Origin of the sequence: Gordonia tangerina (assembly GCF_021556435.1) — a bacterium.
GTDB classification, from domain to species: domain Bacteria; phylum Actinomycetota; class Actinomycetes; order Mycobacteriales; family Mycobacteriaceae; genus Gordonia; species Gordonia tangerina.
Map to the genome: position 1 here is coordinate 40,109 of NZ_JAKGCU010000010.1, position 14,059 is coordinate 54,167.

General features: G+C 66.3%; 12 protein-coding genes. 5 read left to right on the plus strand and 7 right to left on the minus strand.

What is annotated here, in order from left to right; genetic code table 11:
* Positions 1 to 5 precede the first annotated feature (5 nt).
* The 3 genes from L1892_RS12595 to ramB all read right to left on the minus strand — a co-directional run bounded on the left by L1892_RS12595 (position 6) and on the right by ramB (position 5,022).
* Positions 6 to 1,412 (minus strand): lipase family protein, encoded by a 1,407-nt coding sequence (locus L1892_RS12595; RefSeq protein WP_235723944.1) that lies wholly within the window; start codon positions 1,410 to 1,412, stop codon positions 6 to 8.
* Positions 1,413 to 1,657: 245 nt separating this feature from the next.
* Positions 1,658 to 2,938, minus strand: coding sequence for a lipase family protein (locus L1892_RS12600; protein WP_308191708.1), 1,281 nt, complete (start codon positions 2,936 to 2,938; stop codon positions 1,658 to 1,660).
* A gap of 665 nt (positions 2,939 to 3,603) precedes the next feature.
* Positions 3,604 to 5,022, minus strand: a complete 1,419-nt coding sequence (ramB, locus tag L1892_RS12605) for an acetate metabolism transcriptional regulator RamB (protein ID WP_235723945.1) — start codon at positions 5,020 to 5,022, stop codon at positions 3,604 to 3,606.
* A 94-nt stretch (positions 5,023 to 5,116) separates the two neighbouring features.
* Here ramB and L1892_RS12610 point away from each other — a divergent pair, with 94 nt between their 5' ends.
* The 4 genes from L1892_RS12610 to L1892_RS12625 all read left to right on the plus strand — a co-directional run bounded on the left by L1892_RS12610 (position 5,117) and on the right by L1892_RS12625 (position 9,660).
* On the plus strand, positions 5,117 to 5,905 hold the full coding sequence (locus L1892_RS12610; protein ID WP_235723946.1) for a hypothetical protein: 789 nt from the start codon (positions 5,117 to 5,119) through the stop codon (positions 5,903 to 5,905).
* 405 nt (positions 5,906 to 6,310) lie between these two features.
* Entirely contained in the window at positions 6,311 to 7,606 is a 1,296-nt protein-coding gene (aceA, locus tag L1892_RS12615) for an isocitrate lyase (RefSeq protein ID WP_235723947.1), read from the plus strand.
* Positions 7,607 to 7,790: 184 nt separating this feature from the next.
* Positions 7,791 to 8,690, plus strand: a complete 900-nt coding sequence (locus L1892_RS12620; protein ID WP_235723948.1) for a 3-hydroxybutyryl-CoA dehydrogenase — start codon at positions 7,791 to 7,793, stop codon at positions 8,688 to 8,690.
* Between the two features lie 244 nt (positions 8,691 to 8,934).
* Positions 8,935 to 9,660 (plus strand): heparin-binding hemagglutinin, encoded by a 726-nt coding sequence (locus L1892_RS12625; protein ID WP_235723949.1) that lies wholly within the window; start codon positions 8,935 to 8,937, stop codon positions 9,658 to 9,660.
* Positions 9,661 to 9,853: 193 nt separating this feature from the next.
* Here the strand turns inward: L1892_RS12625 and L1892_RS12630 are convergent, their stop codons facing one another.
* Positions 9,854 to 10,384 carry a helix-turn-helix domain-containing protein gene (locus tag L1892_RS12630; RefSeq protein ID WP_235723950.1) on the minus strand — a complete coding sequence of 177 codons (531 nt, stop codon included), beginning with the start codon at positions 10,382 to 10,384 and terminating at the stop codon, positions 9,854 to 9,856.
* A 75-nt stretch (positions 10,385 to 10,459) separates the two neighbouring features.
* Between L1892_RS12630 and L1892_RS12635 the strand changes: the two genes are divergently transcribed.
* Entirely contained in the window at positions 10,460 to 11,653 is a 1,194-nt protein-coding gene (locus L1892_RS12635; protein WP_235723951.1) for a benzoate/H(+) symporter BenE family transporter, read from the plus strand.
* A 97-nt stretch (positions 11,654 to 11,750) separates the two neighbouring features.
* Here the strand turns inward: L1892_RS12635 and L1892_RS12640 are convergent, their stop codons facing one another.
* From L1892_RS12640 to L1892_RS12650, 3 genes are all read right to left on the minus strand, one after another.
* Positions 11,751 to 12,245: a copper chaperone PCu(A)C domain-containing protein gene (locus L1892_RS12640; RefSeq protein WP_235723952.1), complete on the minus strand. Its 495-nt coding sequence runs from the start codon at positions 12,243 to 12,245 to the stop codon at positions 11,751 to 11,753.
* Between the two features lie 150 nt (positions 12,246 to 12,395).
* Positions 12,396 to 13,208, minus strand: a complete 813-nt coding sequence (locus L1892_RS12645) for an SDR family NAD(P)-dependent oxidoreductase (RefSeq protein WP_235723953.1) — start codon at positions 13,206 to 13,208, stop codon at positions 12,396 to 12,398.
* Positions 13,205 to 14,023 (minus strand): TetR/AcrR family transcriptional regulator, encoded by an 819-nt coding sequence (locus tag L1892_RS12650; protein WP_235723954.1) that lies wholly within the window; start codon positions 14,021 to 14,023, stop codon positions 13,205 to 13,207. Before L1892_RS12650 ends, L1892_RS12645 begins: the two co-directional genes overlap by 4 nt.
* Positions 14,024 to 14,059 lie beyond the last annotated feature (36 nt).

Consider the following 14,059-nt stretch of genomic DNA (forward strand, 5'->3'; position numbering starts at 1 on the left):
GTCGGTCAGCGGAGCGGGCAGCTGCTCGTCGGGGCGCGCCCGGCCAGCCGGGCCTCGATCCAGTTCATCGCGTCGTCGAATGCGGTGAACACCGTGGTCATGTGCTCACCGGGGTACTCGCGATACGTCGCGTTGACCCCCAGCCGGCATTGTTCGGCGAAGAGTGAACGGGCCTGGCTCGCCGGGATCCACCATTCTTGCGCGCCGTGGTAGATGAACACCGGCATCGCCGCCTTCATGTCCTTCATCGACGTGATGTCGAAGATCTCCTGCGCTACCGGCGAACCGAAGGGGTCCGGCACGTTGGACAACGCCTGGGTGGGCACGAACGAGAAGCCCATATAACCCATCGTCCCGGTGCACAAATTCTTGAAGAAGTCATTGGTGGCCAGCCAGCGCGCGACATTGTTAGCCATCGGCAGCAATTCCGGCCGTTCGCGTGTGATGCCGAGGATCGCGGCGTGGAAGACGCCGGTGGCGAGGTTGGCGTTCATCGCCGCGGCAAGCTCGCGATAGTCGGCGGGCACACCACCGATCGCGGCCCCGACGAAACGCGCGGCAACCTCTGGCGCATACGACTTCGCCAGCTTCGCAGTGGCATTCGTGGCGATCGCGCCACCGGAGTAGCCGAGCATCGCCAGCGGTCCACGTGCAAAATTCTTCGCGTCGTAGCTTTCGGCGGCCCGGATCGCGTCGAGAATGACGTGTGCGGCGACATACGGCTCGGCGTAGGCCATGCGCGCGCCGGTGTGATCGGGGACGATCACCGCGTAGCCCTTTTTCAGGGACTCCTGGGTGGTCGGCGGGTCGAGATCGGTGTCGTTGGTGTCGCCGCTCTTGCCGTGCGACAGCGTGTAGCCGGTAGTGCAGCGGGTGCCGAGCGCGACGATCGGCGGGTTGTTGACCATCACCGGCCGAGCACCCCGACCCGTCCACGGGGTCGGCGGCACGAACAACGTGGCGGTCGCGAACAGCGGACGATCCTGCGCGTCGCGGGTGGCGAACTTGATCTGCCGTGCATACCCGACCTGCACCTCCAGGAGCGGCGCAGCGACCGGGGCGACGTCTCGGGACTGAATGATCTCGCCCGGTGCGCGGCGGTCCAGGTCGGCCGGCCAGGTGTCGAAGAAGGCGTCGCCAGTGGGCGTCGGCATGATGGCTTCGCGCAGTTCCTGCAGGTCCTGGGTGGCGCCGGGGGTCACCGAGCGCGCCGGGATCGAGTCCAGTCGTGGCACGTCGGGCGCGGGGACCATCGAGTCGATCCGGTTGGGGAACTGGTCGGGAAACGGCATCAGATTGGCCGGTGCGGGCGCCGCGGACCCACTGCCCGCAACCAGGGCGACTGCGGCCACCGTGACCGCCACTGCACAACGGACCGACGACTTGATTGAACCCGACCACCGCGTGGACATCGCCCACCTCTCACTGCGCGAACGACGACACCGTGCGATGCTCGCGCTTCGGACCACGTCGTCTTTTCGCTATTGCTAACAATCCTTAAAGGATTCTAAGTGGGATGACTGACTTTCGCGGAGCCGGGATCCTTCGATCGACCCGATTCGTCCGAATCGACTACACCTCGGGGCCGGCGCTCGGCGCCCGTGTGGTCGAGTGTGGTGCAGGCATCCGGGCCGCTCGCACGGCGAGGGGCCGATGATCAAGGACATTCGTCGCCAGCGGGTAGGCCCTGTAGTCGGCGGTCGAGCCAGTTCAACGCCTCCGGATAGCCGATGACTGCGGCCGACAGGTGTTCGCCGAACACCTCGCGATAGGCGGCGTGGGCGCCGAGTCGGCATTGTTCGCGATACAGCGCCCGGGCGCCGGCCGCGGGAATCCACCACTCGTGCGTGCCGTGATAAATGTAGAGCGGCACGGCCGATCGTCGTCCGGGCATGGCGTTGATGCGATAGATGCGTTCGGCAACCGGGGAGTGGAATGGGTCCGGGTGGTTTGCGAGAAGCTGCATCGGCCAGAATGTCTGACCCGCCAGTGCGGTCGGGATGGTGCACAGATTCTTCAGCGGCGACGATGCCAGCCAACGGGCGAAATCGTTGGCCATGGTGAGTATTTCGGTGCGCTCGCGGGCGATACCGAAGGTCGCCGCGTGGAAGAAGCCCGTCGCGAGATTGGCGTTCATACTGCCTACGAGCATCCGGAAATCCGCCGGAACCCCACCGAGAGCGGCGCCGACCACCCGCGGCGCCAACTCGGGCGCATAGACGTCGAGCAGTCGTGCGGCACCACCGGTGGCGATCGCGCCCCCGGAGTAGCCGGTCATCACAATGCGTGGGGTACCGAACTGTCGGTGGTCCAGGGCGGCAATCGCCCGGATCGCATCGAGGATCACGTGACCGGCGACGACGGGTTCGGCGTAAGCCATGCGGGGGCCCTGGTGGTCCGGGACCAGCACGGTGTAGCCGCGTGCCAGGGCCAACTGTGTGGTCGGCGGGACCAGGTCGGTTGGATTCGTTGCTATCGAGAAGCCATGTGACAGGGTGTATCCGGGTGTGCAGGCGGTGCCGAGCGAGTCGATCGGCAGATTGTTCACCACGATCGGGCGAGGACGGGCGTCGGTTCGTTCGCTGCGAGGCACGAGCACCGTGGCCGTGCCGAATGACGGTGCGCCCACCGCGTCCGTGCTGCGGAACTTCACCAGCGTGGCCGAACGGATGGGGGTGGTCACCACAGGTGCGGCCCTCGCCGTCACGTCGCGGGTGGCGATGATGTCGCCGGGACGTGATCCGGTGAGGTTGTGCGGCCATCGATCGAACACGGGATCACCGGTGGCAGAGGGTAACACCGCCTCCCGAAGCTCCAGCACCTGCCGCGAGAACCCTGCGGCAAGCGCACGCCGCGGTATCCGGCTCAGGGTAGGGATGGGGGCATCCGGTACGACGGCATCGATGGCCGCCGGAATCTGCGGTGGAGTGGGCATCATGTTCGGTGGCTCTGCCCGCGCAGGTGCCATGACCATGCCGGCCACGGCGATCGCCACCACAAGCCCAGCGGTCCCGGAGCGCAGGCAACGCATTCGAATCAGACGTATTCGGCAGTGCGACAGCCGACCTGGACGTCTGGGCACCATGACGTGCTCCCTCTGTGCGAGGAGGTCCCCGTTGAACTCCTCACCGTATGACCGTAGGCCGGATTGCGGGACAATCGTCTGGGACATTCGACCCACATACCAAACGTTATGGGATTGAAACGATGTGGTGTCGTCGAGCGACCCATGTCCCGACTCGCGAGCTGTCGGCCGTCGCTGGTTGAGTAGCGGCGCGCGAGCTTGCGAGCCCGACGCGTATCGACACCAGGCTCGCGGCAACTGATCTCGATACGCCTCCTCGCCTAGCGGCTCGGACGCTACTCGATCAGCGACAAGGGTTTCGTCGGGTTGGGCGTTACTCGTTCAGCGGCAAGGGTTTCGTCGGGTTGGGCGTTACTCGTTCAGCGGCAAGGGTTTCGTCGGGTTGGGCGTTACTCGTTCAGTGGCAAGGGGTTCGTCGGGTTGGGCGTTACTCGTTCAGCGGCGGGTGTGGAGAGGGAGTCGTCATGCTCGGGTCCTACCTGTTCAGCGCCGCAAACCTCAAGCAGTGAGAAAGGCCATCAGCTGGTCATATAGGGCGACACTGTGCTGCGGTGTTCGTCGATCTGCAGGCTCGCCCCAAGCGCCGGGAACGCGCGTTGCGGACAGTTCTGACGTTCGCACACACGGCAACCGGCGCCGATCGGGGTGATTCGTGCCTGCGGGCCGATCTCCAGACCGTCGGAGTAGATCACCCGTCCGGCGTGGCGCAGTTCGCAGCCGAGTCCGATGGCGAAGGTCTTGCCCGGCTGGCCGAATCGGGCGGCGCGGCGCTCAACGGTGCGTGCCACCCAGAAGTAGTCACGGCCGTCGGGCATCTCCGCGATCTGGGTGAGGATCTTGCCGGGGGAGGCGAAGGTCTCGTACACGTTCCACAGCGGACAGGTGCCGCCGCTCGACGAGAAATGGAAGCCGGTGGCGGACTGTCGCTTCGACATGTTCCCGGCGCGGTCGACGCGCACGAACGTCCACGGGATGCCCCGAAGATTCGGCCGCTGCAGGGTAGAGAGCCGATGGCATATGGTCTCGTAGGAGACGGCATAGAAGGCCGACAGGCGTTCGATGTCATACCGGAAATCCTCGGCTGCGCCGTGGAACTGGCGATAGGGGAGCACCACCGCCGCGGCAAAGTAGTTGGCCAGCCCCAACAGTGCGAGTGAGCGAGCCTCGTCGCTGGTGAAGTTGCCGTCGTCGACCAACCTGTCAATCAGATCGCCGTACTCGAGGTACCCGAGCTCGGCGGCCAGTTTCATGGTGCGCTGACCTGCCGACAGTGCTGCGGAGAACTCGAGACGCCGCGAGTCGGGATCGAAGCGGTGCAGGGTGTAGTCCCCGAGGTCCACCCGCCGGACGATCTGTACGCCGTGCACGGTCTCCAGGCGGTTGGCCACCTCCCGCCGGATGTCGGCCGAATGCATGCGCATCCGCACCGTCATCTCCTCGGCGGCCACGTCGAGCTCGTGGATGTAGTTGCGGCGCTGGTAGAAGTAGTCGCGCACCTCCTCATGCGGAGCGGTGATGGAGCCGCGCATGCTGCGATCGCCGCGTTCGTCGGTCGCCGCGGCCAACTGGTCGGTCGCGATCCGATAGCGCTGATGCAGGTTGACCATCGCCTGGGCGATTTCCGGATGCGCGGCCACCAGAGAGCTGATCGCGTGTGCCTCCACCGCGGCGGGCGCTGCCTCCACGTCGTCGTCGAGCAGGACCTCGCGCAACTCCGCGACCAGCCGAACGTTGTCCTGGGTATCGAAGAACTCCTCATCGATCCCGAAGACCTCGGTGATCTTGGACAGCACCGGCACCGTCAAAGGCCGCGCGTCGTGTTCGATCTGGTTGAGGTATGACGGCGAGATGGACAAGGTCTGAGCCAGCGCGACCTGGGACAGGCCGCGTTCGGACCGCAATTGGCGCAGTCGCGATCCGACGTAGGTCCTGGTCATGCCAACCTCCTGCCGTCACGATCGGCGACCACCCGGGCCGGTCCGACGACGCCGGCCGGTCTGGTCGCCCGCCTGTTCAGGGTACGGTGACCGCGTGCGAGTCCGAGTGCTGCGTGGCCGGGGGGCCTCGGTGATGGTGATCGCCGTGATGGCGGCGACGGCCTCACTGGTCGGATGCGGCGACGGCACTGTGCCGCCCGCGTCGGTGGCGACGTCGGCGGTCCCGGCAGATCTGCTGCTCGCCCCAGGCCAGTTGCCCGGAGGGTTCGCCCCGGCCCAGCTGGCGGTGGCAGACCTGGTCGAGGGCAATCGAGGAAACATCGAAGCGGCGAACGCTGCCGAGGTCACACCACCGGACTGTCGGCCCACCGCCGACGCCGACCTCAACGAGCAGATCGACGCGGCGAACTCCGCCGTGCTGGCGGCACGGAGCTCTACGGCCTCGCTTGTCGAGCTGGTCACCACTGCGCAGCGCGACATCCCCGCCGACATTGCCGCCTCGACCGGGCGGTGCGCCATCACCACGACGGTCATCCGCGAGGGAAACCTGCGGGGCGCGCGGATCGTGACCCGATACACGGAGCTACCCACGCCCGCGCAAATGCAGGGATCGGACCGGCTGCACCAGGCCCTGGTGTTGCGCTCGGACGTGACCACCACCCTGCCCGACGGGGCCGCCAGCACGCAGGTCGGATTTGCCGGTTACGCGCTGCTCTCCCCGGCTGCGGAGCAGACCGCTGCTAGCGATGCGGTGACCGTGCAGCTGACGATGTCAGGCGAGTCCACACCGGCATCTGATCCGCCGACCGATGCACAACCACCGGTGACCGACGCGGCCTTCGGGAAGCTGTTCGACGACGCCGTCAACGCCGCATCACGCTGACCGACGATCCCTGTCAGTGTGAAAGGCGTCACATTCACACTGACTGCGCCGGGTCGCGGCGCCCATCCGCGTCGGCGCAGGGGTGCATCGGCGGCTACCGACGGGTAGATTAAAAACCCAGTACGCGCGTACTTTTTGGCGTGACCGTGTCGGATTTCGCAACTCGACATTCGCAAACTTTGCAAAAGTTGGCCGATGTGTGGCCGGATTTTGCACTTGAAAGGGATTGGACCTGCAGGTTTGTCCTGTGGCACTCTTGTTCCAGACACCGAAGGCAACGAGGGATTTGTTCGCACAATTCGCGGCAAGCCACTCGCCGACGGGATGTCTGACAGCAGATCGGCCCGGGCGCCACCGGGACGATGCACGAGTGCCCGCGTCAATGAACCGAAAGCGAAGTAGGCAATGAGCAACGTCGGAAAGCCCCGCACCGCCGCGGAGATCCAGCAGGACTGGGACAGCAACCCGCGCTGGAACAACGTCAAGCGCGATTACACCGCCGAGCAGGTCGCCCAGCTCCAGGGTTCGGTCGTCGAAGAGAACACCCTCGCCCGCCGCGGCGCCGAGATCCTCTGGGACGGCGTGACCAAGGGTGACGGCAGCTACATCAACGCTCTCGGTGCGCTGACCGGTAACCAGGCCGTGCAGCAGGTGCGCGCCGGCCTCAAGGCTGTGTACCTGTCGGGTTGGCAGGTCGCTGGTGACGCCAACCTCTCCGGCCACACCTACCCCGACCAGTCGCTCTACCCCGCCAACTCGGTGCCGAGCGTGGTGCGTCGCATCAACAACGCGCTGCTGCGCGCCGACGAGATCGCCCGCGTCGAGGGTGACGACTCCGTCGACAACTGGCTCGTGCCGATCGTCGCCGACGGTGAGGCCGGCTTCGGTGGCGCTCTCAACGTCTACGAGCTGCAGAAGGCCATGATCGCCGCGGGTGCCGCCGGTACCCACTGGGAGGATCAGCTCGCCTCGGAGAAGAAGTGCGGCCACCTCGGTGGCAAGGTGCTCATCCCGACCCAGCAGCACATCCGCACCCTGAACTCGGCGCGTCTGGCCGCCGACGTCGCGGGCACCCCGACCGTCGTCATCGCCCGTACCGACGCCGAGGCCGCCACCCTGATCACCTCCGATGTGGACGAGCGCGACCGCGAGTTCATCACCGGTGAGCGCACCGCCGAGGGCTACTACCACGTGCGCAACGGCATCGAGCCCTGCATCGCGCGTGCCAAGTCCTATGCTCCGTACGCCGACATGATCTGGATGGAGACCGGTACCCCGGATCTCGAGCTGGCTCGCAAGTTCGCCGAGGCCGTCAAGTCCGAGTACCCCGACCAGCTGCTGTCCTACAACTGCAGCCCGTCGTTCAACTGGAGCAAGCACCTCGACGACAGCACCATCGCCAAGTTCCAGAACGAACTGGGCGCCATGGGCTTCACCTTCCAGTTCATCACCCTGGCCGGCTTCCACTCGCTCAACTACGGCATGTTCGATCTGGCCTACGGCTACGCCCGTGAGCAGATGACCGCCTTCGTCGACCTACAGAACCGCGAGTTCAAGGCCGCCGACGAGCGTGGCTTCACCGCCGTCAAGCACCAGCGTGAGGTCGGCGCCGGCTACTTCGACAACATCGCCACCACCGTCGACCCCAACACGTCCACCGCGGCGCTGAAGGGCTCGACCGAGGAAGGTCAGTTCCACTAGGAATTGCGCTCTGGCGAGAAGCATTGCCTTCAGATGAACCCGGGGCGGGCAGGGTAGACACCTTGCCCACCCCGGGTTCGTCTTCTCCCACCGGGCCTTTCCGGTGAACCCTTCTGCAACGGTGCGGCTTTCGGCCAGCTGCCGCGTACGTTGCGACAGCGTTGTCAATCCCGAGGAGTAGATCATGGCAAGCGACAAGATCTCTCGGGTCGGTGTGGTCGGTGCCGGCCAGATGGGCGGCGGTATCGCCGAGGTCTGTGCGCGCGCCGGGGCCGACGTGTTGGTCTACGAGGCGACTCGCGAACTTGTCGCCGCGGGTCGGGCTCGGATCCTGAGATCGCTCGATCGTGGCGTGTCCAGCGGCAAACTCACCGAGCGCGAGCGTGAGGACGCCGCCGCAAAGCTACGTTTCACCTGCGACCTCGGTGACTTCGCGGATCGGCAGTTGGTGTGCGAAGCCGTCATCGAGGACGAGTTGGTGAAGATCCAAACCTTCGCCGATCTCGACAAGGTGGTGACCGACCCGGGCGCAGTGCTCGCTTCCAACACCTCGTCGATCCCGATCATGAAGCTGGGGATGGCCACCCAGGACGCCGGACGTGTGATCGGCATGCACTTCTTCAATCCGGTGCCGGTGCTCCCGCTGGTCGAACTCGTCACCACCTTGATGACCTCCAACCATGTCAGTGCCCGGGCGGAAGCCTTTGCGCACGACGTCCTCGGTAAGCAGGTCGTTCGGTCGGCCGATCGCTCCGGATTCGTCGTCAACTCACTGCTCGTTCCTTATTTGTTGTCGGCCATTCGTATGGCAGAGAGTGGCTTCGCGACCGCCGAGGACATCGACAAGGCCATGGTGCTCGGCTGCGCGCACCCGATGGGGCCACTGAAGCTCACCGACCTCGTCGGTCTCGACACCGTGAAGGCCATCGCCGACAAGATGTACGAGGAGTTCAAAGAGCCGCTCTATGCGCCTCCGCCCCTGCTGCTGCGGATGGTGGAGGCGGGCCGACTCGGCAAGAAGGCCGGCCACGGGTTCTATCGCTACACCGAGGCCGGCGCCGGCAAGCAGGGCGTCGGCGCGTAGGCGATCGTCAGGCGTCGGCCGTGTTGACGGCAGATCAACGTCACGTGACATGTGCCACCTGCGCTTGCATAGTGCTTGCATTTGCTAGCAATACGTGGATACTGGTTGTTGGAACCAGACAGATACGCCGATTGGTCCGTCGAGACATCCGGCACCGTCGGGTGATCTGTGGGGGTGGTCATCCGCGGCATCGCGGCTGGTGACCACGACCGACCTACCGCACATCACACAGGAGGTGTGAACCGTGAGTGAATCCACACGCACACTGGCCAACCCGATCTATGCCGCTGTCGGCGCCGGAGACTACGTCGTCACGCAGTTCAACGACATCATCGCGCAGTTGCGCGAGCGCACCGAGTCGGCCACCGAGAGCGCGCAGACCCGGTTCGAGCAGACCCGCACCGACGCGCAGACCCGCATCGAGGAGGCGCGGACCCGCATCAACGCTCTTCCCGAGGAGCTGCCGGGCGAGATCGAAGAACTCCGGGGCAAGCTGACCTCGGACGAACTGCGCAAGTTCGCCGAGGGTTACCTCGATACCGCCACCGAGTTCTACAACTCGCTGGCAGAACGCGGCGAGACGACCGTCGAGCGTCTGCGTCAGCAGCCCGTCGTCCAGGAGAACCTGGGTCGCGCCGAGAAGTACTACAACGACGCCGTCGACATGACCGAGGACGCGCTCGGTGTGGTCTCCTCGCAGACCCGCCTCGTCGGTGAGCGTGCCGCCAAGTTGACAAGCATGGTCAGCAGCCGGGTCGAGGACGTCGCCGCCGACATCGAAGAGGCCGGCGAGACCATCAAGGGCGAGACCGCCGAGGCGGCTTCGGAGATCGGTGGCGCTGCCGGCACGGTGGAGGCCAAGGCGCGCACCTCGAATTCGTCACCGGCGAAGAAGGTGTCGGCTGCCAAGAAGGCCCCGGCCAAGAAGGCGCCCGCGAAGAAGGCGCCGGCGAAGAAGGCCACCAGCTGATCTGACGCTACATTCGAATCTCGGTCCCGCTCACCCGGTGTGGTGAGCGGGACCGAGTCGTTCTGCGTTCCCTGCCGGATCTGGCTGCGGTGTCGGCGGTCGGCCGACACAATAATTGGCGGTGCCAACCGCTGTGACTGCAGCTGGATACGTCGTCGGCGGTAAGCCGGGGCGGCCGGCAACTGACGGTCCGTTATGCGCCCGGCGAGCGAATGGTCAGCACCGCCTGGGCCGGCACGTCGCCGCTGCGATAGGTGTGCTCGACATCGCTGTGCCACGTGAGCGAATCACCCGATGCAGCACGGCGTTCGGCGCCGGTCGGGCCGGCGGTGAGCTCACCCTCCACAACGAGGATGTGCTCGGTCACCCCCGCTCCGTGTGCCGGTGACACTCGGGTGCCACCCGGCAGGACAGTGAGCCAGACGACCTCGGTTGTTGCGCCATCGGGATGGTGCTCGACGTGCAGAACGCGGGCGAGTAGATGATCGCCGCTGCCTTCGGTGCCGGCCTCCTCGCCCAGCAGTGCCGTCAGTGGCACGCCGAGGGGGCCGGCGATGGCGTAGAGGGTGTCCAGGGTCGGATTGCGCTGTCCGGACTCGATCTCCGACAACGACCCTTTGCCGATGCTCGCGCGACGGGCGAGTTCGGACAGCGACATCCCGCGCTCGGATCGGGCGGCGGCGATGCGGCGGCCGACCGCGCGTCGGCGTTGGTCGATGGTCACGGTCGCCTCTCTGTCCGACGCGGTCGTTCTACTTAGGCCGTTCTGTTTACGGAACGACTGCGCTATCCTGCTCCGATGACCATCACAGCACAGGCCGGGCTGCGCGAGCCTATCGTCGCCGGTGTCGTCACGGCGCTGGTCGGTTTCACCTCGTCGTTCGCAGTGGTGATCGCAGGTTTGCGGGCGGTGGGTGCCACTGCCGAACAGGCGGCCTCGGGACTGTTCGCGCTGACCGTCGTGTTCGGGCTCGGGATCATCGTGCTCAGCATCCGGTCACGGGCGCCGGTCACTCTCGCCTGGTCGACCCCGGGGGCGGCGCTGCTGGTGAGCATGGGTGCGGGCTACGACGCCGGGTGGGCCGCGGCCGTCGGTGCATTCCTCGTCGTCGGTGGCCTGATCCTGCTGGTGGGGCTGATTCCGGCGCTTGGTGACCTGATCGCCCGCATTCCGACCCCAATAGCGCAGGCGATGCTCGGTGGCGTGTTGTTGTCGCTGTGCCTGGCGCCGATGGAATCGTTGGCCGCGGAGCCCCTTCTGACCCTGCCGGTCCTGATTGTTTGGCTGGTGGCGACCCGCTGGCTGGCGCGGTGGGCGTTGCCGTTGACACTGCTGACCGCGCTCGTGGTGATCGCGGTCTACGTGTGGGTGCATGGCAACGAGCAGCACCTCGAGGCGACCTGGCTGCCAACGCTGTCGTGGACCACCCCGAATTTGGATGTCGCAGCGATCGTCGGCATCGCCATCCCGCTGTTCGTGGTGACGATGGCATCGCAGAACATACCTGGCGTCGCGGTGCTGTCATCGTTCGGCTACACGACGCCCTGGCGGGCGGCGATGACGGTCACCGGCGTGGGCACTGCGGTCGTGGCGCCGTTCGGTGGTCACGCGATCAACCTCGCCGCGTTGTCGGCGGCGCTCGCGGCCGGCGACGAGGCCGGGCCCGACCGGTCACGCAGGTGGATTGCGGGTGTGTCGGCCGGCGTGAGCTACCTCGTACTGGCGGCGTTGTCGGGGGCGTTGGTGACGATCGCGGCGATCGCACCCGGCGGTCTGGTGGAAGCCGTTGCCGGACTGGCGCTTTTGGGTACCTTCGCGGCAGCGGTGGTGGGTGCGTTCACCGCTGTCGAGACCCGCGTGCCGGCCGCGCTCACGTTCGTGGCCGCCGCCTCCGGCCTCACTTTCTTCGGTGTGGGCGGGGCGTTCTGGGGTCTGGTGATCGGGTTGGTCGCGCATACGGTGCTACGGCCCCGAACCGCCGCTCCCCGTTGACTGGGCGCCGTTTCCCGTCGAGTGGGCGCTGTATCCGGTCGGTAGGCCCCGGTTGGGTGCCGACTCGACGGGACTCGACGTGGGAGGAGGCGAGGCGTCACGCAGCAGGGCATGCTTCCACCGGGACCATGATCTCGATCGGGTCCCGGTCAGCGAAAGTGAAGGTGACGCTGAAGGATTCACCGGGCTCGGCGTTCTCGCGGAGGCCGCGCAGGGTGGTGGTGAACGCCGGATCGCCGGGTGCGAGGTCCGCGCCGCTGACGCCTGAGTTGATCTCGGACTGTGGCTCTACGGTCTTCGGACCGGGTGGGGACATCTCGGCCGACTCGGCGACATCGGTGGTGATCCCGGTGAAGGTCGCGGAGTCGCTGTCGGAGATGTTGGACACGATGTAGCGGAAGCCGGCGTCGTCGCCGACCTGCAGGGCACACAGTCCGTTGATGTTTTCCGGTGTGATGAAGGCGTTCTCGATGCTCACGGGGTCGGTTTCCGATCCGGAACCGCGATTGGGGGACCCGCCTTCGGGGTCGTTGGTGCATGCGACGGCAAGCAGGGCCACGCCGCCGATCAGGGTGATGGCTCGTGTTCTCATGTCGCCGACGGTAGGCGGTGTGGCGCAGGATCAGAAAACGGAGCGATAACGATTCGACGACGTTGAGAGTTTGGTGGTCGCATCCCGTGGCGGGTGCCCATTGACCCAATTGACCGAAAGAGCGCCCAGTCGACGGGAATTGGCGCCCAGTCAACGACGGTTGGGTTGGGAGTCAGAGGGGCTGGGCGGGAACAGTGGTCCGCCGCCGAAGGCGGCCCGATGCGAGTCGGGCGGCGTGCCGTCGTTGTTGGTGAGGCCGTACGCGGCACCGAGTTCCGCGGTCACCAGCGTGTGCCCGTTGTAGCTGTCCAACTGCGGGTCGTCGGCGAGGGCGGCAATGACCCGTCCGACGAACTCTGGGTCCTCCGCCCGCTGCAGGGAGAATCCGGCGAACTCGTCGACGCCGAGCGACAGCAGCAGTTCGGTACGGATCAACCCGAGCCACAGCGACACCGCGGTGACCCCGGTGCCGGACAGTTCGTGGCCCATGTCGAAGGCCATCTTGTCCAGGCCGGCCTTACTCATCCCGTACAGCACCGAGTGCAGGTGCCCGCGCGACCCGAATGACGATATCGACGCGATCAACCCGCTGCCACGATCCACCATCATCTGCGCGGCATGGACCGAGGCGACATAGTGCGCCCGCAGCCCGACTCCGATGAGCGTGTCCCAGTCGTCGACCGGGCGCTCCCAGAACTTGTCGGAGAAGCCGCCGAAACCGCGGGGCGCCGCCCACGCGTTGTTGACCAGCAGATCGAGGCTGTCGGTGTCACCTTCGATCTGTGTGAAGACGTCGGCGACGGCGTCGTCGTCGGTGTGGTCACAGGCCAGCGCGATGGCACCGTCGGGTCCGGTCCCGTGCCGCGATGTCACATAGACAGTCCAGCCGGCCGCGATCAGCGCGGTCGCCACGCCACGTCCCACACCGCGGCTGCCGCCGGTGACCAGTGCGGTCGAACTCATCGGTTCTCCCCGGCCGCGCCACCGGTCGTGTGTGCGGGGGTGTGATCGACCGCGTCGGGCAGCGGGGGAGGCTGGGCGATGAATGCCTCGCGGGACCCGTTGACCGCGGCGATGCCCACGATGGTGCTCCACGACAACATCGTCAGGTAGTCGATGAGGTCGGCGACGGGGATGGAGCGTTCGGTCATCCACCAGTCGACGGCCCGCTGGATCGCACCGACCAACGCATTCGACCACACCTCGGCACCCGAGGTGTCGGCGTCGCGCTCGGTCATCCGGATGACCAGCACGTTGGTCATCAACTGGGCGACCAACTTCTCCGAGTCCGCGGTGGCCACCGACGACGGAGCGCCGGTGAGCGCGAACTTGTAGAGGTTCGGTTCGTCGGCCACCGCTTTCACATAGACGCCGACGACGGTGCGGGTCAGCGTGTACTCGTCCACGTCGTCGGTGATGGCCTCGGTGAGGCGTGGCAGCAGGGTGGACTCGAAGAAACGCACCGCCGTGGCGACGGCGAGGTCGTTCTTGTCGGTGAAGTATCGGTAGAGCACGGTCTTCGACACACCGATGTGCGCGGCGATCTCGTCCATACCGACGTCGGCGCCCAGCTCGCGGACGGCGCGAATCGTGCCGTCGGTGAGTTCGGAGCGGCGCGCCACCTTGTGCTTCTCCCACCGCTGGCGCCGACCATCCGGCTTGCCCCCGGGGTCGGTGACGGAGTTCAGCAACGCATGCTCCAGACCCCGGGTGACGTTCGCGGCGGCGGCCACGGCGGCGCGGGCGGCGGCAGCCGGGCTCGAACGGTTGGGCGTCACCTGGCCAGCCTAGTGGGTGGCAGGTAAAACTGGTTC